This is a genomic window from Conexibacter sp. JCM 18997, from assembly GCF_055391915.1.
The window spans coordinates 4,713,608-4,732,595 of sequence record NZ_AP043885.1 but is presented as its reverse complement, the minus strand read 5'-3'; the positions used below and the strand labels follow the sequence as shown (position 1 = coordinate 4,732,595).

Sequence of the window (18,988 nt, the reverse complement as noted above, 5' to 3'; positions counted from 1 at the left end):
GGTGGCCAGATCAGCGACCTACCCGAATGTAGCGGCTGCTGCTGGCGCCGGGCAGGTGGCCGCCGTCGGCCGGCTGCACCATCGCGCGGTAGCTGCCGGTGCTGCGGATGCGGACCTTGGTGCTGAAGGCCGACCCGCCGCTGCGCGCGCGGCCGACGGTGACCCAGCGCCGCCCGCGCTGCGCCTGGATCAGCACCTGCGCGCCCGACTGGCTCGGCGCGATCTGGCCGAAGAAGCGCACGCGATCGCCCTTGGAGACGCGCTGGGCGCTCACGTTGACCGTCACCTGCAGCGGCACGCTGACGGTGACGTTCTGGCTGATCACCTGAGGGTTCGTGTCGGCCACGGCCCGGAACATCGTGTTGCCCAGCAGCGGCGTCACGGTGATCTTGAACGCGCCGGTGCCGTCGGTCTGCCCGGCGGCCACCTCGGCCCAGCTGCCGCCGAACGGCCAGGTGTCGGCCTGGATGTGGATCGCCTTGCCGGCGTTCTCCGAGCCGACCAGCACGCCGGACAGGTCGACGCTGCCGCTGTAGGCGGCGAACGGCGCCGACGCCTGCAGAAGCACGCCGTTGGGGATCTTCGTGGTCTGGAACGTCCGGTCACCACCGCGCTGGGTGGTGCCGTTGACCTGCTGGACGACGCGGTAGTGGTAGGTCGTGTCGGCGGTCAGGCCGGTCACGGCGCCGCTGACGTTCTGGTCGGTCAGGGCCGGGCCGACCGGCGTGGCCGGCGTGCTCGCGCCGTAGGCCGTGGTCGGGCCGTACTCGAAGGACACCGACGAGGCCGCGTTGCTGTTGTTGACCGTCGCGGTCAACGTGGCGCCGGTCTGGGTGATGGCTCCGGCGTCCTTCGTGGTCGCCGTGGCCGGCGCGACCGGCGTGACGAACGTCTTGCCGGCGCCCTGGGTGGTCCCGTCCGCGTTCTGGGCGACGACGCGGTACACCCACGTCTTGCCGGGGTTCAGGTTGGTGAGGATCACCTGGACGTCCGTGGGATCCGAGAAGCCCTGCAGCGAGAACTTGGCCGAGCGCTGGCCGAAGCCGGACACCCCGAACTCCACCCAGTACTGCGTGGGCTCGCCGTTGGGGTCGACGGTTCCGTGGATCAGCGCCGCCGTCTTGTTGACGTCGGCGTTGCCGGTCACGACGGTCGGTGCGACGCCGCCCTGACCGAAGGCGGGGGTGGCGACAAGCGTCGCGAGACACAGCGTCAGGAGCAGCAGTTTGCGGATCACGGCGGCGACTCTCGCAGAAATCGCCGCGATCCGTACAGCGATCGGTTTTGGCGACCTACCGCGCGCGGATTAACCGGCTCGAGCTGTTGCCCATCACGTGACCGCCGTCGACCGGTCGCGCGACGGCGCGATACGAACCGCTGCTGGTGATGCGCACACGCCGGTTGAAGCCGGAGCCGTCGCCCGTCCGGGTGCGGGCGACCGTGACCCAACGGCCGTCGCGCTTCTTCTGGATCGAGATCGGCGCGCCGGCCTGATCGGGCCGGACGCTGCCGCTGAAGCGCACGTGCCCGCCGCGCTTGACGCGCGTCGTGCTGACCCGCAGCGAGGTGGTCAGGCGCACGCCGACGACCAGCGACTGGCTGGTCACCGCGGGCGTGGTGCCGGCGACGGTGCGGAACATCGTGTTGGTCAGCATCGGGCTGACGCCGATCCGGTAGGCGCCGGTGGCGTCGGTGCGCCCCGAGGCCACGTTGGTCCAGTTGCCGTCGTAGGGGAACGTGTCGGCCTGCACGGTGATCGTCTTGGCCGCGTTGGCCGAGCCGGCCAGGACGCCGAACAGGTCGACGCTGGCGCCGTAGCCGACCGGGTTGCCGCTGGCCTGGATCAGCAGGCCGTTGGGCACGCGGTCGGTGCGGAAGCTGCGGTCGCTGCCGCGCGTGGCCGTCGAGCCGATCACCAGGACGACGCGGAAGTGGTAGGTCGTGTCGGCGGTCAGCCCGGGCAGCGGGGCGGTCACGTCCTGCGTCGTCGCGGCGCTGGGCAGCGGCGTCGAGGCGGTGTTCTGGCCGTACTGCGTCGTCGTGCCCCACTCGAAGTAGTAGGTCGCGTCCTGTGAGCGGTTGTTCAGCGACCCGGCCAGCGTGGCCGACGTCTGGGTGATGTCGCGGGCCGCGGCGGTCGTGGCCACGGGACGCGCGGGCGGGGCGGCATCGGTGCGGAACGTGCGCACGGCGCCTTCGGTGGTGCCGGTCGCGTTTCGGGCCACGACGCGGTAGCGGTAGGTCGTACCGGCGCGCAACGAGCCGATCTGCGCGTCGACGTTGATCGTGTCGTCACCGTTGCCCGCGTCGTTGGTCGCCGTGCGCGAGCCCAGCGTCGCGGTCGTCCCGTACTCGAACCAGTACTGGGTCGGCAGCGAACGCGGGTTGATCGTGCCGTGCAGGGTGGCGGCATCGCGACCGACGGCGGTGGTCGTTCCCGTGACGGCGCTCGGCGCCAAGGCCTGCCCGAGGGCGGGCGCGGCGATCAGCAGGGCGAACATCGCGGTGAGGAGCGGAATTCGGCGGAACACGGCGCGGCTCATACCCGCTCCAACACACGAAGATGCGCGATGGAGCGGGACGCACCAACAGCGGAGAGGGCGGGATTCGAACCCGCGATGGAGAATAACCCCCATACTCGCTTAGCAGGCGAGTGCCTTCAGCCACTCGGCCACCTCTCCGGGAGAAGCCAGGCAGTCTAGAGCCTCGACATCCGTGCACGGTTCCCCGCCTGCGGAGGTCGGCTTCGGTATAAGGGTTCCTGAGAGAGGACGGCGTCCCGCACAGACGCCACCGACTGAGGAGAGAGCACCACCGATGGCCGCGACCGCCACACCTGCCGCCGCGTTCCCGAGCCCGTTCTCGATCGAGACGCCGCCGGGTTGCGAGGGCTGGGAGGAGATGTACCCGTACTACGCGCTGTTCGCGCCGGCTCGCCAGGAGCTCGACGAGGCGCGGCTGTGGTTCTGGAACTCCCAGCACTTCCCCGTGCCGATGCCGGCCTTCGACGTGTGCGACATCGACGGGCCCTACCAGGCCGTCGGTGCCTGGCAGAACCGCGTGTTCGCCGTGCCGCCCGCGATGGGCGTCGACTACCGGATCGTCAACGGCTACGTCTACATCTCGGGCAACGTCGTCACCGATCCGGCCAAGATGGGCGAGCGGGCGGCGTACTTCGAGAAGCGCGCGGGCCACTACTTCACCAACTGGGACGAGCTGTACGCCCAGTGGCGCACGAAGATGGAGGCGCTGCTGGCCGAGATCACCGATCTCGAGGTGCCCACGCTGCCCGAGTACGAGCCCGACGCGGTCGCCTTCGAGGGCCAGCAGGTCAGCCACGTGCGCCTGCTCACCGCCTATGACCGCACGCTGCGCTGCGCCGACGAGATGTGGGAGCACCACTTCGAGTTCCTGCTGCTCGGCTACGGCGCCTACGCGACGTTCGCCGACTTCTGCAAGGCGCAGCTGCCCGACATCCCCGACCAGCACATCGCGCAGATGGTCGCCGGGGTCGACGTGATCCTGTTCCGGGCCGACACCGAGCTGCGCCGCCTGGCCCGGCTGGCCCGCTCCCAGGGCGTCGACGGCGCGTTCGTCGAAGGGCGCACGCCAGCCGAGATCGACGCCGAGCTGGAGCAGACCGAGGCCGGGCGGACGTGGCTGGCCGAGCTGGAGGCGATCAAGGACCCGTGGTTCAACATGGGCACCGGCGACGGCCTCTACCACTACTACGGCACCTGGTTCGACGACCCGTCGATCCCCTACGCGTCGCTCACCGGCCACATCGCCGCGCTGGCCGAGGGCCGGGAGATCGACCGGCCGACCGCCCAGATCGAGGCCGAGCGCGAGCGCCTGGCCACGGAGTACGCGTCGCTGATGGACGCGGGGGCCCAGCAGACCTTCAACGAGCTGCTCGCCCTCTCGCGCACGGTGTTCCCCTACGTGGAGGAGCACAAGTTCTGGTGCGACTACTGGTTCCAGGGGCGCTTCTTCAACAAGATGCGCGAGTTCGGCGCGCTGCTGGCCGAGCACGGCTTCCTGGAGGACGGCGAGGACGTCTTCCAGCTGTCCCGGCACGAGGTGGGCACGGCGCTGGACGAGCTGAGCCTGAGCTGGGCCACCGGCGGCGCACCGCTGGGGCCCGCCCACTGGCCGCCGATCGTCACCAGGCGCAAGCAGCTGCTCGAGCGGCTGGCGCAGTGGACGCCGCCGCCCGCGCTGGGCACGATGCCCGAGTCGGTCAGCGACCCGATGACGCTGATGCTGTGGGGCGTGACCCCCGCGCGGCTGCAGGAGTGGGCGCGCGCCGGCGAGCAGGGCGCCGACCTGCGCGAGCTGCGCGGCGCGGCCGCCTCGCCGGGCACCGTCGAGGGCATCGCCCGCGTCGTGCGCACGGTCAACGGCATCTCCGACATCCGGGCCGACGAGATCCTCGTCTGCACCATCACGTCGCCGGCCTGGTCGCCGATCTTCTCCAAGATCCGCGCCTGCGTGACCGACATCGGCGGGATCATGTCCCACGCCGCGATCGTCTGCCGCGAGTACGGGATGCCCGCGGTCGTGGGCACCGGGCGCGCGACGTCGACCATCAAGGATGGACAGCGCATCCGGGTCGACGGGACCAACGGCGTGGTGACGATCCTGGAGGACGCGTAGTGGCTCACACCCGCCAGCTGCACGAGCTGCGGGCCGGTGACGCCGATGCGTTCGGGGGCAAGTCGGCCTCGCTGGGCGAGCTGCTCGCCGGCGGGATCCCCGTGCCGGGCGGGTTCGCGCTCGGGGCCAGCGCGTTCGAGGCGTTCGTCGCCGGCGAGCTGGCCGAGGCGATCGCCGCGGCGCTGGACGGGCTGGACCTCGACGACACGGCGTCCGTGCACGCGGCCGCCGACGCGTGCGCCGCGCTGATCGTGGGGGCCGAGCTGCCCGACGACGTCCGTGCGGAGATCGAGGCCCGCTACGGCGCCGGCGACGCGCCGGTCGCGGTGCGCTCCAGCGCGCGCGGCGAGGACGGCGCGGACGCGACGTTCGCCGGCCAGCAGGAGACCTACCTGTGGGTGCGCGGCGCCGCCGCGGTGTGCGGCGCGGTGCGCGACTGCTGGGCCTCGCTGTACAGCGCGCCGGCGATCACCTACCGGGCCAAGCTGGGCGACGCCACGGCCGCGCCGGCGATGGGCGTGACGATCCAGACGATGGTCGATGCCGAGGTCTCGGGCGTGCTGTTCACCTGCAACCCGGTCAGCGGCGACCCGTCGGTGGTGGCCGTCAACGCGAGCTGGGGCCTGGGGCTGGCCGTCGTCGGCGGCGAGGTCACACCCGACGACTTCCTCGTCTCCAAGGTCACCGGTGAGGTGGTGCGCTCGACCATCAACGACAAGCACATCGAGCACGTGCCGGACCCCGCGGGCGGCGGCACGATCGAGCGCGAGGTCGACGACGCGCGCCGGTCGGCGACCACGCTGGACGCGGAGCGCCTGGCCGAGCTGGCCGAGCTGGCCAAGACGGTCCAGCGGCACTTCGGCTCCCACCAGGACGTCGAGTGGGCGCTGGATCGCGCGGGCGCGCTGCACGTGCTGCAGGCGCGGCCGGTGACGACGTTGCCCGACCCTCCGGCCACACCGCCGACGTCGGCGATGTCGTTGCTGATGGGCACGTTCGGCGCGGGCGCCCGGTCCTGATGGCCCTCAGCGACGAGGACGTCCGCGAGATCCTGCGGCTGATCGACGAGTCCGGGCTGGACGAGCTGCGCCTGGAGAGCGAGGGGCTGTCGCTGCACGTGCGGCGCGGGGGTGGCCCGCCGCTCGTCGAGGACGAGCCGGTCCGCGCGGCCGCCCCGGCGCCGTCGACGGCGCCGCCCGCCGCGCCCCCCACCAACGGCGCGCTGGACATCACCGCCCCGATGCTCGGCACCTTCTATCGGGCCGAGGCGCCTGGGAAGGCGCCGTTCGTCGAGGTCGGGGCGACGGTGGAGGCCGGCACCGTGGTCTGCGTGATCGAGGTCATGAAGATGATGAACTCGATCGAGGCGGGCGTGAGCGGCACGATCGTCGAGATCTGCGCCGGCAACGCCGAGCTGGTCGAGTACGGCCAGCCGCTGTTCCGCGTGGCCGCGTGATCGAGTTCGTCGACACCACCACGCGCGACGGCAACCAGTCGCTGTGGGGCGCGACCGGCCTGACCACGCCCGACGTGCTGGCCATCGCGCCGGTGATCGAGCGGGTCGGCTTCCGCGCGCTGGACTTCACCACCTCGACGCACATGGCGATCTCGGTGCGCTACCACCGCGAGGACCCGTGGGAGCGCCTGCGCGCGGTCAGCGCGGCGATGCCCACGACGATGCTGAACTTCCTGACCACCGGGATGCGCTTCATCTCGTGGGAGCCGGCCGAGGAGGACGTGATCCGCCTGGCCTTCCGGCTGGTCGTCCGCAACGGGATCCGACGCGTGCAGATCGCCGACCCGACGAACGACCCCGACGCGCTGAAGCTCGTCGCGCAGATCGCCAAGGAGGAGGGCGCCGAGGAGGTGGTCGTCGGGCTGACCTACTCGCGCTCGCCCGCGCACGACGACGAGCACTATCGCGTGCGGGCGCTGGCGGTGGCCGAGTCCCCGCACGTCGATCGCCTGTACCTGAAGGACCCAGGCGGCCTGGTCGACGTCGACCGCCTGCGCCAGCTGGCGCCGGTGTTCCTGGAGCCGTTCGCCGGCCGACCGGTCGAGCTGCACAGCCACGGCACGATCGGGCACGCGTCGCGCACGTACATCGAGGGCGCGCGGCTGGGGTTCTCGACGCTGCACACGGCCTGCGCGCCGGTGGCCAACGGGACCTCGCAGCCGTCGACCGAGTCCACCGTGCGCAACCTCGAGGCGCTCGGCTTCAGCCACGACCTCGACCTCGGCGCGCTGGAGGAGATGTCCGCGCACTTCCGGGCGCTGGCTGCGGCCAAGGGGCTGCCGCTCGGTCAGCCGGCCGAGTACGACGCGACGTACGAGACCCACCAGCTCCCCGGCGGCGTGGTCACGACCATGCGCCGGCAGCTGCAGGAGATCCGCCGGGGCGACCTGTTCGACGCGGCGCTGGACGAGGTCGCCCGCGTGCGGGCCGAGTTCGGCTATCCGATCGTGGTGACGCCGTATGCGCAGTTCCTGGTCACGCAGGCGTCGATGAACGTGATGGGTCCCGAGCGCTACGCGCAGGTGCCCGACGAGGTGATCCGCTACTTCCTGGGCCACTTCGGCGCCCCGCCGGCGCCGGTCGATCCCGAGGTGGCCGACAAGGTGCTGTCGCGGCCGCGCGCGAAGGAGCTGGCCGCGGTGACACCGCTGTCGCTGGAGGGCGCGCGCGAGCGCTTCGGCCCGCGGATGAGCGAGGAGGAGCTGCTGCTGCGCCTGACCATGCCGGCCGAGCAGGTCGACGCGATCCGCCGCGACGGCTCCGCGCCGCTGGCCGCCGCGCGGCCCGGGCGCTCGCCGCTGGTCACGCTGCTGGCCGAGCTGGCCCGGCGGCCGGACATCACCTACGCGCGGGTGGGCAAGGGCGACGACGTGGTGGTGTGGCGCCGTGCCGCTTGAGCTCGGGGATGCCGAGGGGTTCGTCTTCGACGTCGACGGGACGCTCGTCCAGCGCGGGCGCGACCACCGGCTGCACGTGGTGCCGGGCGCGGTCGAGGTGCTGTCGGCGCTGCGCGACGCCGGGCGGCCGTTCGCGGTGTTCACCAACGGCACGCACATCCAGCCGCGCGAGCTCGCGCACGAGCTGCGCGCGGTCGGGCTGCCGGTGGCCGACGACGCGGCGCTGACCCCGGTCGACTCGTTCATCGACTACGCCCAGCGCCGCCATCTGGGCGCCCGCGTCCTGTTGCTGGCCACCGACCCGGCGGCCGACCGCATCGAGGCTTCCGGCGTGACGCTCGTGGCCGAGGGCGAGGAGGACACCGCCGACGTCGTCTTCGTGGCCCACGTGCAGGACGTCACGCTGCCCCAGCTGGAGGCCGCGGCCCGCGCGGTGGTGGCCGGCGCCCCGCTGCTGACCGCCTCCTACGTGTCGGCCTACTCCGGCGCCGACGGCCCGATCTTCAGCCGCGGCGCGATGACCACCGCGGCGATCGCCAAGGCCTCCGCGCGCCGCCCGACGATCGTCGGCAAGCCCTCCCGCGCCGCGGTCCGGACCGTCGTCGACCGCCTGGGTATCCCCTCCGACCGCCTGGTCGTCGTCGGCGACGACGTGCGCATGGACATCGGCCTCGGCCACACCGGCGGCTCGCGCACCGTCCTGGTCCGCACCGGCATCAGCGGCGGATCCGACCTGACGCGCGTGCCCGAGGCGCGCCGCCCGCACGCGGTCGTCGACTCGATCGCCGAGCTACTCGGTCGGCTCTGAGTTGGGTATTCACCGACCATGAGCCCCTCCTTTTGGCGCGTCACTCGGATGGAAGCCGTCGGCCTGGTGATCCTGCTGGCCGGGCTCGTGGGCTGGGCGGTCACCGGCAACGCCCGCGTTGCCGTCGTCGGCGAAGGGGTCGGGGCCGTCTTCCTGCTCGCGCTGACGATCTGGCCGCACAGCCGCCCGGCGAAGAACCCCGATCGCCCGCGCTGACGCCTCAGGCCAGCAAGCCGAGCATCGACCACAGCCAGGCGGCGGAGGCGACCATGCCGGCGACGACGGTCGAGCCGGCCCAGCGGGCGGGCCGGGCGGGGTCGCGCAGCGCGGCGAGGCCGAGCGAGACGGACCACAGGTAGAGCCCGAGGACGGGCGCGCCGCTGATCGCGTACTTGACGTACTGCGAGGCGTCGGCGGGCACGAAGCCGGGCGGGGCGACGTGCGACAGCAGGCCGAGCACGAGCGTGGCCTGGATCAGCGACAGCGCGAGCGCGACGCACACGACGGTGCCGCGCGCAGCGATCTGCCAGGCGGGAAGTGGGTCGGCCTCGTGCCTCGTCACATCCCCGTTGACGGCCGTGCGCCCGGGTTTCTTCCGTGTGCTCAACGGGTGTCGTATCAGCCGCTGACCAGGCCGATCATCGACCACAGCCAGCCCAGCGAGGCGACCACGCCGGCCGCCAGCAGCGCCGCGGTCCAGCGCGCGGGGCGCGTCAGGTCGCGCAGGCCGCCGATGGCCAGCCACGCGCCACCCACGTACAGGCCGAGCGCGGGCAACCCGGTCAGGCCGTAGCGCACGTACTGGTCCTCGTCGTCGGGCACGAACCCGGGCGGCGGGTCGTAGCTGAGCAGGTCGACCACCGCCACCGCCTGCAGCACCAGCAGCACGATGGCGAGCAGCAGCAGCGCGCTGCGCAGGAGCAGCGGCCAGGTCGCGTTCGCATGGGCGCCATCGGGGCTCATACCCCTGAGACGACCGCGCGCCCACGGTTCTTCCGCGTTGCTTGTCGGATCTCTCGGCCTGAGCCCGAGGGATCCGACAAGCAACGCACCGGACGGCGGCTAGCCTGCGCCTTCCCGGAGGGGTGGCAGAGCGGTTGAATGCACCGGTCTTGAAAACCGGAGACGGCGCAAGTCGTTCGCGGGTTCGAATCCCGCCCCCTCCGCTGTCGGTCGCGCGTCTCGCGCGAGCCATATGTTTCCCAGATGCTGGCGACCGGCGACCTGCTCGAGCGCGATGGCGAGCGCTTGGAGATCCGCGGGGCGCTGACCGCCGCGAGCGCCGGCGCCGGCCGGCTCGTGCTGGTCGAGGGCGCCGCCGGCAGCGGCAAGAGCGCCCTGCTGGCCGACGCGCGCGACGCGGCCGCCGAGCAGGGGCTGCAGGTCCTCAGCGCCACCGGCGGCGAGCTCGAGCGCGACTTCCCGTTCGGCTGCGTGCGCCAGCTGTTCGAGCCGCTCCTGCGCGCCGCCCCCGACACCGAGCGCGCCGCGCTGCTCAGCGGCGCCGCCGCGCCCGCCGGGTGGATCGCCGACCAGGGCCGCGTCGCGCCGCCCACCGACCCGTTCGGGGCGCTCAACGCGCTCTACTGGCTGGCCGCCAACACGGCGGATCGCGGGCCGCTTGCGCTGGTCGTGGACGACGCGCACTGGGCCGACGACGGCTCGATCCGCGCGCTCGGCCACCTCGCCCGACGCCTGGGCGACCTGCCCGTCGCGCTGATCGTCGGCCTGCGCCCGGACGAGCCCGGCGCACCCGAGGCGCTGATCGACGATCTGCGCACCGTGGCCGGCGCCACCCGCCTGACCACACGCCCGCTCAGCGAGGTCGCCGTCGCCGCGCTCGTGCGCACCGCCGACCCGACCGCCGACGACGCCACCTGCCGCGCCTGTCACGCCACCAGCGCCGGCAACCCCCTGTACCTGCGCGAGCTGCTGCGGACCGCCGGCGAGGACGGCCTCGGCGGGCCCGAGCGCGTGACCGCCGCGACGGTGCCGACGCTCGCGGCGCGCGTGGCCCGCCGGGTGGCCAAGGTCTCGCCCGACGCGCCGGCGCTGGCGGTGGCGATGGCCGTGCTCGGCGACGGCGGCGCGCTGGACGCCGCCGCGGACCTGGCCGGGATCGACCAGGCGGACGCCGCGCGCATCGCTCGCCGGCTGCGCCAGATCGAGGTGCTCGCCACCGACGACCCGTTCGCGTTCGTCCATCCGCTCGTTCGCCGCTCGATCTACGACGGGCTGTCGGTGGCCGAGCGCGACGCCGCGCACGCCGCTGCCGCCGCACAGCTGCTCGACGCCCCGGAGGCCAGGGCCGCGCACCTGGCCGCGCTGCGGCCCACGGGCTCCGAGCTGGTGATCGACGGGCTGCTGGCCGCCGCGCGCTCCGCCGCCGCCCGCGCCGCGCCCGAGGCCGCCGTGCGCCTGCTGCGCCGCGCGCTGGAGGAAGGCGCCACCGGGCCGGCCCGCGCGGCGCTGCTGTTCGAGCTCGGCCGCGCCGAGCTGGCGGTCCGCGACCCCTCCGCGCTGGAACACCTGTCGCTGGCCATCGCCGAGACCAACGACATCCGGCTGCGCGTGGCCGCGACGCTGACCTTGGCCGACGGCCTGGTCGCGGCCGGCCGCTGGGCCGAGGTGCGATCGCTGGACCTGGCGGGGTTGGCCGCACAGACCGAGGACGTCGGGCTGGTCACCGACATCGAGCTGATCCGCACCGGGATCGCCGTCAACGACCCGCACATGGTCGGCGAGTTCGTCCGCGACCGCGCGCGCATCGAGCAGCTGGCCGAGGGCCCGGGCTGGTCGGCCCACGCGCTGCGGGCGCTCCTGGCCGCCCAGGTCGCCCTCCGGGGCGAGGACGCCGACGCCGCCGAGGTGCTGGTCGATCAGGCCCTGCGCGACGACGTCCTGCTCGGCGACGGGTCGGGCGGCGGCTGGCTGGGCGCGCAACCGGTGATGGCGCTGGTCAGCGTCGAGCGCTACGACCGCGCGCTGGAGGTCATCGACGAGCTCGAGCGCCACGGCCGCACGGTCGGATCCCTGCTCACGCAGTTCGGCCCGCCCACCTTCCGGGCCTGGGTCGCCGATCGGCGTGGGGATCTGCCCACGGCCGCGGCCGAGGCGCGCCCCGGGTTCGACGTCGCCGTGGCGACCGGGATGGCCATGTGGGTGACGAGCGTCGTCTACACGGTCGTCGACACGCTCCTGGAGCGCCCCGACCTCGGGGACATCGCCGCGCTGGTCGAGACGATCGAGCTGGAGCCCGCCTACCTCGGCACTGTCGGCGGCGCGCTGCTGCTGCACACCCGCGGCCGGCTGCGACACGCGCACGGCGACCGGCGTCGCGCGTTCGAGGACCTGCGCGCGTCGGCCGAGACCTTCTCCGCCCTCGGCATCGGTCCCGGCCACGTGGGCTGGCGGTCGGCGCTCGCGCTGGCCCTCTCCCCGGCCGACCACGACGCGGCGGTCGCGTTGGCCGAGGAGGAGGCCGCGCTGGCCCGCCGTACGGGGCTGCCGCGGGCGCTCGGGGTCGCCCTGCGGGCCAGCGGGCTGCTGGGCGGCAACGGCGCGGGGATCGCCACGCTGCGCGAGTCGGTCGACGTCCTGCAGCGCTCGCCGGCGCGGCTGGAGCACGCCCGCTCGCTCGTCGCGCTCGGCTCCGCGCTCCGCCGCGGCGGGCAGCGCGTCGAGGCGCGCACGCACCTCACGGCCGGGCTCGAGCTGGCCTGGCGCTGCGGCGCCGACGCGCTGGTGGCCAGCGCGCAGGAGGAGCTGCGCGCCGCCGGCGGGCGACCGCGCCGCATCGTGCGCAGCGGCGTCGAGGCGCTGACCGCCTCGGAGCTGCGGATCGCCCGGCTGGCCGCCGCCGGCCGCTCGAACGTCGAGATCGCCCAGCAGCTGTTCGTGACCGTCAAGACCGTCGAGACGCACCTGTCCCACGCCTACGCCAAGCTCGGCCTCGGCGGTCAGGGCGCCCGCGCGCGAGTGGCGGAGACGCTGAAGTTCGGGGTAGCACCCTGATGCGAAGGCCGCAGAGCCCGCAATAGCGTCGCGGCGATGCGGGGCACCAAGCGCGCGGGGGCGCTCACGGTGGCGATGCTGTGGGCTCTGGCCACCACGGCCCACGCCGCCAGCTTCACCGTCTCCAACACAAACGACAGCGGCGCCGGCAGCCTGCGGGCGGCGATCCAGGCGGCCAACGCCACGCCGGCCGCCGACACGATCGCCGTGCCGGCCGGGACCTACACGCGCACGATCGGCGGCGCCGAGGGCGCCGACCCGGCGGCCACCGGCGACCTCGACGTCACCCACGACCTGACCATCACCGGGGCGGGGCGCGGCGCGACGGTCGTCGACGCCGCCGGGCTCGGGCGCGTGTTCGAGGTCAGCGGGGGCGCACACGTGACGCTGGCCGCGCTGACCGTCTCCGGCGGGGCCAGCTTCGCCGACGCCAGCCCGGAGTCGTGCGGGCTGCGCGACTGCGACGGCGGCGGCATCGAGGTGGACGGCTCGGCGCTCACGCTCAGCGACGTGGCGGTCACCGGCAACACGGCCCGCAGCGCCGGCGGCGGCATCCACGCCGACGGCGCCAGCACGCTGACCATCAACGGCTCGCGCATCGCCGGCAACACGGCGCAGACCTACTTCGGGGGCGGGCTCGCCGCCTTCGGCACCAGCACGTCGACGCTGACCGACTCCGTCGTCACCGGCAACCACGCGCCGCAGGACGGCGGCGGCGGCCTGTCGTCGTTCGGCACCGCGCTGACGCTCACGCGCACGCAGGTCACCGCCAACGACGCGGTGGCCGGCGGCGGCATCAGCGCCGGCGCCACGCTGAACCAGATCACCGACTCGCTGATCGCCGACAACACCGCAACCTCGCCGGGCGGCGGCATCCACGTCGAAGCCGGCCGCGAGCTGCGGCTGGTGGGCTCCACCGTGGCCCGCAACACGGCGGCCTCGGGCGGCGGGCTGTACCGGTCCGGCGGCACGCTGACCCTGACCAACTCGACGATCACCGCCAACGCCGCGCGCTTCGTCCCCGGCGACCCGACCCTGGGCGGCTACGGCGGCGGCGTGGCGTCCTTCAACGGCCCGCTGACGGCCACGAACGTGACCTTCGCGCTCAACGTCGCCGACCGCACGGGACCCGACGTGTGGAACTGCGGCCCGGCCGACACGCTGCTGAACTGCCCGACGTCCGGGACGGTCACGCTGACCAACACGATCCTGGCCGACGGCTGCGGCGGCCCGATCACCTCGGGCGGGCACAACCTCGACGCCGGCAACTCGTGCGCGCTGGCCGCCGCGGGCGACCTGACGATGACCGACCCCCTGCTCGGCCCGCTGGCCGACAACGGCGGCCCGACGCCGACGCAGGCGCCGGCGAGCACCAGCCCGGCGATCGGCGCGGGCGACCCGGCCGCCTGCCCGGCGACCGACCAACGCGGCGTGCTGCGCCCGTCGGGGTCCTGCGACATCGGCGCCTACCAGGGCCAGGCGGCGATCGACACGCGCATCACCAGCGGCCCCAGCGGGCCGACCGCGCAGGCCACCCCGACGTTCGCGTTCGTCGCCGACCCCGCCGCGGGCGCGACGTTCGCCTGCTGGATCGACGCGGCGGCGCCGAGCGCCTGCACGTCGCCCCTGACCACCGCGGCGCTGGCCGACGGCGCGCACGTGTTCCACGTGCAGGCCAGCAGCGGCGGCGACAGCGACGCCACACCGGCCACGCGCGCCTTCTTCGTCGACACGGCCGCGCCCGAGGCGTCCGTGTTCGTCGGTGCCGAGCCCGGGTTCGGCACCGCCTACGCCCAGGGCATCGCCGGAGTCGCGCGCATCGAGGTCTCGGCCACCGACCCGACGCCGACGTCGGGCGTCAGCGCGGTCCGCTGCGCCATCGACCCGGCGGCGGTGCCCGCGAGCTTCGCCGCGCTCCCGGCCGGCCCGTGCCCGACGACCTACGCGACCGTCGGCGTGCACACGATCTACGTCGCGGCCGCCGACGGCGCCGGCACCAGCAGCGCCGTCGTGTCGACCAGCTTCACGATCCTCGGCGCGCCCGACACGACGATCACCGGCGGCCCCGATGGCCCGACCAACGTGGTGCCGGTCTACACGTTCACCTCCAGCCCGGTGGGCGCGGCGTTCGAGTGCGCGCTGGACGGTCACGCCTTCGAGCCCTGTCGCCCACCGCACACGATCGACCCGGCGCCCAGCGAGGGCCAGCACGTCTTCCGCGTCCGCGCGATCGTCGACGGCGTGCGCGACCCGGTCTCGGCGTCGGCCACGTTCCTCTACGACGTGACCACGCCGACCGCCGGCCTCGACGCGCGCCCCGCCGCGGGCACCACGACCCGCGACGGCACCCGCTTCACCGGTCCGGTCGACGTCGTCGTCAACAGCGACGACGCCGAGCCCGGCTCGGGCGTCCTGGACGTGCGCTGCGCGGTGGACCCGGCGGTGGCGCCGGCGACGTATGCGGACCTGCCGGCCGGCGCGTGCCCACGGACGCTCACCGGGGTCGGCGCCCACGTGGTCTACGCGGCCGCCGCCGACCGCGCCGGCAACCGCAGCCCGGTGGTCTCCCGCGCCTTCACGATCCTGCCCGCGCCCGAGACGACGATCACCAGCGGGCCGACCGGTGCCTCGTGGCTGAAGACACCGGCCTTCGGGTTCACGTCGAGCATGCCCGGGTCGACGTTCCGCTGCCGGCTGGACGGCGGCGGGTGGACGGCCTGCGCCACCGGGTTCACCGCCCCCGAACTGGGCAGCGGCGACCACCTCTTCGAGGTCGCCGCGACCAGCCCCGAAGGCGCCGAGGACGCCACGCCCGCCCGGCGGACGTTCACCATCAACGCGCCGGTGACGCGCACGCTGCACTGCCAGCGCAACCCGCTGCCCGTCGAGCGCGACCCCAACGGGGACAGCGCCACCTGCACGATCAACGACCCCGGGGCGAAATGCCCCGTGGGCGCGCGCTGCACGTACACCGTGCAGGCCGGCTGGAACGACGACGACCAGGCGATCTGGCTGGTCTGGGCCACGGCCGGGACCCCGGACTCGATCTACCGCTACGGCGGCGACGGGTGCTACACCAACACCGTTGCGGACGGCTCCCACGCCTGTCGCAGCCGCTGGACCGGCACGATCCTGGGCGACGGGACGACGCCGTTCTTCCTGTGCGGCGGGATCCACACGGGCGCCATGGGACGGCACCAGCTGCTGGCCGATCACGACTACAACTCCGACGACGTGCGTCGTGTCTCCTGCGACGTGACGGTGCGGATCGAGCCCGCGACCGAGCTGTCGGCCACCGGGCGCCCCGCCGGGGCGACCGTCTTCGCACCTGGGCCGGGAACGCTCACCGTGGCCCCGGTCGGCGCCGGGGGCCGCGCCCGCGCCGCGGGCGCCACCGCCGCGGCGACCCGTTCGGGCCTGTTCCGCACGGTGCGCAAGCGGGTGACCAAGGCCGGTCCGGTGACGATCCGGCTCGCGCTGACGCCGAAGGCCAAGCGCGCGCTGCGCCAGCGCAAGCACCTGTCGGTGCGCCTGCGGACGACCTTCACGCCGAGGGGCGGCGCGCCGCGGTCGCGGACCACGACGATCACGCTGACGCACCCCTCGCGCGGTCCCCGCCTGCCGGGATAGCATCGGCACCGTGCGCGGGCCACGGTGGGGGCGGATCGTCGCGGGGATCCTGCTGATCGTGCTGATCGGCGTCCCGAGCCTGGTCGGGGCGATCGTCGCGCTGGCCGGCAGCACGTACTTCCAGCGCAAGGACGCCGTGGCCGAGGGCCGCGCGCCGGGGACGCTGACCTTCGAGGCCGAGAACCAGCGCTACACGGTCGCGCTCAGCGCCAAGCCCGACGGCGTGCTGTTCGACGGGCTCAGCCGCACCGAGCGCCGGGCCAAGTACCGCGTGCGCGAGGGCGAGGCGACCGAGGCGCGCTGCGTCGTGGCCCACCCCGACGGCTCGACCACCCGGTTGCGCGGCGATCGCCAGACGGTGGGCGAGACCGTCGCCACCTCCTACGTGAGCGTCGGCCGCTTCGACGGGCAGGCCGGCCGCACCTCGGTGGAGTGCCACTTCGACCCCGCCGAGGACCTGATCGGCACCCCGACCGAGACGCCGCTGATGGTCCACGCCACGGGCTCGACGCTGCGCACGGTGGGCTACGTGCTGTTCGCGCTGACCTTCGTCGTCGCCGGCGGCGGGACGCTGCTGATCCTGTGGGGGACCGTCTGGCGCGGCCCGCGCCCGGCCTGAACGGTTCCTGTCAGCGGCGCCGACCCAACAGGAGTCGGACATCCGACCCGGTATTCCTAGGCTGATGGATTCGATGTTCGGCTCGGGAGCCCCAGATGGCGCGTCGGCGGCGTAAGCGCAACGCCCGCAACAACGGGCGTCCCGTGCTGCGCATTTTCGCCCTGACGCTCGGCGTGGCGGCGATCGCGGCGCTGACCGCGGCGACCGTGGGCGCCCTGTGGGTGGTCAAGGTCGTCAAGGACACCCCGGACATCAGCGAGCTCAAGCCCAAGCCGCAGGGCGCCATCTCGACGGTCTACGCGGCCGACGGCACGCGGTTGGGCTTCATCTCCTCCGACGTGCTGCGCCGTGAGGTGCCCAGCGCGGCGATCGCCGAGGAGGTCAAGCAGGCGACCATCGACATCGAGGACAAGCGCTTCTACGACCACGGCGGCGTCGACTACATGGGCGTCGCCCGCGCGGCGGTCAAGAACGTGACCAGCGACAGCTCCGAGCAGGGTGGCTCGACGCTGACCATGCAGCTGGTGCGCAACCTCTACACGCCGGACGTGCGCTTCACCAAGACGCTCAAGCGCAAGATCCGCGAGGCCAAGCTGGCCGACGAGCTCGAGCAGGCCCACAGCAAGAAGTGGATCCTCGACCAGTACCTCAACAACGTGCCCTACGGCACGGTCGGCGGCCAGACCGCCGTGGGGATCGAGGCCGCGTCGCGCGTCTTCTTCGACAAGCGCGCCTCCCAGCTGGACCTGCCCGAGGCCGCGCTGCTGGCCGGCCTCCCCCAGGCGCCGTCGGCCGACAACCCGTTCGACAACCCCCGCGGCGCGACGTCCCGCCGCAACGAGGTCCTCAACGCGATGCTCGAGCAGGGCGACATCACGCCGGCCGAGGCGCGCAAGGCGATGAAGGCGCCGCTGGGCGTGGTCACCAACACGTACTACCAGCAGCGCCGCGAGCAGTTCTTCTTCGACTACGTCAAGCAGCAGCTGATCGACCGCTACGGCATCGACGTCGTCCGCAGGGGCGGGTTGGAGGTCTACACGACCATCGACCTGAAGCTGCAGGAGCTGGCCCGCAAGGCGATCGCCGACCACCTCAACCAGCCCGACCAGCCGTCGGCCGCGCTGGTCACGATCGACCCCAGCAACGGCCACATCCTGGCCATGGCCTCCTCGGCCGAGTACGGGTCGACCGTGTTCAACTACGCCACGCAGGCGCGCCGCCAGCCGGGCTCGACGTTCAAGGCGATCGACCTGATGGGGGCGGTGCGCATGGGCATCGACCCCAAGACGACCTACTACAACTCGCACGAGCTGATGCCGGGCTGGAACGACACCGACCCGACCTGGCACGTCCAGACCGACGACCACTCCTACTCGGGCAGCATCAGCCTCCAGGAGGCGATGGCCGCCTCCGACAACACCGTCTACGCGCAGCTGGGCGCCGACATCACGCCCGAGGAGGTGCGCAAGGCGGCCTACGACATGGGCGTCACCTCGCACCTGGACGCCTACCCGGCCGAGTCGATCGGCGGGCTCAGCCGGGGCGTCTCCACGCTGGAGATGGCCAACGCGTACGCGACGATCGCCGACGGCGGCGTGCGCAACACGGCCACGGCGATCGAGAAGGTCGTCCTGCCCGACGGCACCGTCGAGCACCCCGGCAGCCACCGCAAGAAGGAGTTCACCGACGGCCAGACCGCCGCGGTCACCGAAGCGCTGAAGGGCGTGCTCGACCACGGCACCGCCGCCGGCCTGGGCATCGGCTGCCCCGCCGCGGGCAAGACCGGCACGACGAGCTCGTTCACCGACGCCTGGTTCGTCGGCTACACGCCGCACCTGTCGACCGCGGTGTGGGTCGGCTACCCGAAGGAGACCACGTCGATGACCGCCGTCCCGGGCTACGGCGAGGTGTTCGGCGCGACGATCCCGGCGCCGATCTGGCAGGAGTTCATGCTGGCCGCCAAGGGCGACGAGTGCGACGACTTCCCGACCCCGAAGGAGCCGTTCGTCAGCGAGCCCTTCAAGGGCCACTACCAGACGACCGAGGTCCCGACGACGGACCCCACCGAGGACGGGACGACGACAGATCCCGCAACCGGCGGGGCCACGGCCGACGGCACCGACACGACGGGCACCGATACCGCCACGGGCACGGGCGGCGACACGACCACGACGACGCCGCCCGCGGCGACGACGCCGGCCACACCGACGCCGACGCCGACCCCCACGCCGGTGACCCCGCCCGCGACGGACACGCCGCCGTCGCCCGACGGGTACACCAGCGGCGGCGGGGCCGCGACCCCGTAGCGCAGATCCCGGCCTCCGGCCGCCGGGAGAGGCCTGAGACAA

The 18,988-nt window shown here is 73.5% G+C and carries 14 protein-coding genes and 2 tRNA genes; 11 read left to right on the top strand and 5 right to left on the bottom strand.

The genetic code is table 11. The annotated features are described in order from the left end of the window. Positions 1–10: 10 nt before the first annotated feature. The 3 genes from ACZ5UI_RS23775 to ACZ5UI_RS23765 form a co-directional block, all read right to left on the bottom strand. A complete protein-coding gene (locus tag ACZ5UI_RS23775) occupies positions 11–1,237 on the bottom strand; it encodes a hypothetical protein (RefSeq protein ID WP_464191775.1) in 1,227 nt (408 codons plus the stop codon). A 55-nt stretch (positions 1,238–1,292) separates the two neighbouring features. Then, entirely contained in the window at positions 1,293–2,531 is a 1,239-nt protein-coding gene (locus ACZ5UI_RS23770) for a hypothetical protein (RefSeq protein WP_464191773.1), read from the bottom strand. Positions 2,532–2,592: 61 nt separating this feature from the next. Continuing rightward, positions 2,593–2,681, bottom strand: a tRNA-Ser gene (locus ACZ5UI_RS23765). Between the two features lie 136 nt (positions 2,682–2,817). On the opposite strand from ACZ5UI_RS23765, the gene ACZ5UI_RS23760 reads away from it, so the two are divergent. Genes ACZ5UI_RS23760 through ACZ5UI_RS23735 form a run of 6 tightly spaced genes read left to right on the top strand, consistent with a single transcriptional unit; the run spans position 2,818 to position 8,593 of the window. Further along, complete coding sequence (locus ACZ5UI_RS23760) at positions 2,818–4,656, top strand: PEP-utilizing enzyme (RefSeq protein WP_464191771.1); 1,839 nt, start codon at positions 2,818–2,820, stop codon at positions 4,654–4,656. Further along, entirely contained in the window at positions 4,656–5,675 is a 1,020-nt protein-coding gene (locus ACZ5UI_RS23755; protein WP_464191769.1) for a PEP/pyruvate-binding domain-containing protein, read from the top strand. Before ACZ5UI_RS23760 ends, ACZ5UI_RS23755 begins: the two co-directional genes overlap by 1 nt. Further along, positions 5,675–6,112: an acetyl-CoA carboxylase biotin carboxyl carrier protein gene (gene accB / locus ACZ5UI_RS23750; protein ID WP_464191767.1), complete on the top strand. Its 438-nt coding sequence runs from the start codon at positions 5,675–5,677 to the stop codon at positions 6,110–6,112. Before ACZ5UI_RS23755 ends, accB begins: the two co-directional genes overlap by 1 nt. Continuing rightward, on the top strand, positions 6,109–7,569 hold the full coding sequence (locus tag ACZ5UI_RS23745) for a biotin carboxyl carrier protein (protein WP_464191765.1): 1,461 nt from the start codon (positions 6,109–6,111) through the stop codon (positions 7,567–7,569). The genes accB and ACZ5UI_RS23745 overlap by 4 nt, the downstream gene beginning before the upstream one ends. Then, the gene (locus tag ACZ5UI_RS23740; protein ID WP_464191763.1) at positions 7,559–8,377 is read left to right on the top strand and encodes an HAD-IIA family hydrolase; all 819 of its coding nucleotides are present in this window, start codon (positions 7,559–7,561) and stop codon (positions 8,375–8,377) included. Before ACZ5UI_RS23745 ends, ACZ5UI_RS23740 begins: the two co-directional genes overlap by 11 nt. A gap of 18 nt (positions 8,378–8,395) precedes the next feature. Continuing rightward, positions 8,396–8,593 carry a hypothetical protein gene (locus tag ACZ5UI_RS23735; protein WP_464191760.1) on the top strand — a complete coding sequence of 66 codons (198 nt, stop codon included), beginning with the start codon at positions 8,396–8,398 and terminating at the stop codon, positions 8,591–8,593. A 4-nt stretch (positions 8,594–8,597) separates the two neighbouring features. On the opposite strand, the gene ACZ5UI_RS23730 is transcribed toward ACZ5UI_RS23735, so the two are convergent. Together ACZ5UI_RS23730 and ACZ5UI_RS23725 are read right to left on the bottom strand one after the other, a co-directional pair. After that, positions 8,598–8,939, bottom strand: coding sequence for a hypothetical protein (locus ACZ5UI_RS23730; RefSeq protein ID WP_464191758.1), 342 nt, complete (start codon positions 8,937–8,939; stop codon positions 8,598–8,600). Between the two features lie 56 nt (positions 8,940–8,995). Further along, complete coding sequence (locus ACZ5UI_RS23725; protein ID WP_464191756.1) at positions 8,996–9,340, bottom strand: hypothetical protein; 345 nt, start codon at positions 9,338–9,340, stop codon at positions 8,996–8,998. A gap of 116 nt (positions 9,341–9,456) precedes the next feature. Here ACZ5UI_RS23725 and ACZ5UI_RS23720 point away from each other — a divergent pair. The 5 genes from ACZ5UI_RS23720 to ACZ5UI_RS23700 all read left to right on the top strand — a co-directional run bounded on the left by ACZ5UI_RS23720 (position 9,457) and on the right by ACZ5UI_RS23700 (position 18,946). Then, a tRNA-Ser gene (locus ACZ5UI_RS23720) sits at positions 9,457–9,543 on the top strand. 40 nt (positions 9,544–9,583) lie between these two features. Next, positions 9,584–12,391, top strand: coding sequence for a helix-turn-helix transcriptional regulator (locus ACZ5UI_RS23715; RefSeq protein WP_464191754.1), 2,808 nt, complete (start codon positions 9,584–9,586; stop codon positions 12,389–12,391). Between the two features lie 36 nt (positions 12,392–12,427). Beyond that, positions 12,428–16,021: a choice-of-anchor Q domain-containing protein gene (locus ACZ5UI_RS23710; protein ID WP_464191752.1), complete on the top strand. Its 3,594-nt coding sequence runs from the start codon at positions 12,428–12,430 to the stop codon at positions 16,019–16,021. A gap of 10 nt (positions 16,022–16,031) precedes the next feature. Then, positions 16,032–16,640 (top strand): hypothetical protein, encoded by a 609-nt coding sequence (locus ACZ5UI_RS23705; protein WP_464191750.1) that lies wholly within the window; start codon positions 16,032–16,034, stop codon positions 16,638–16,640. 143 nt (positions 16,641–16,783) lie between these two features. Continuing rightward, entirely contained in the window at positions 16,784–18,946 is a 2,163-nt protein-coding gene (locus ACZ5UI_RS23700; protein ID WP_464191748.1) for a transglycosylase domain-containing protein, read from the top strand. The last annotated feature ends 42 nt before the right edge of the window (positions 18,947–18,988 follow it).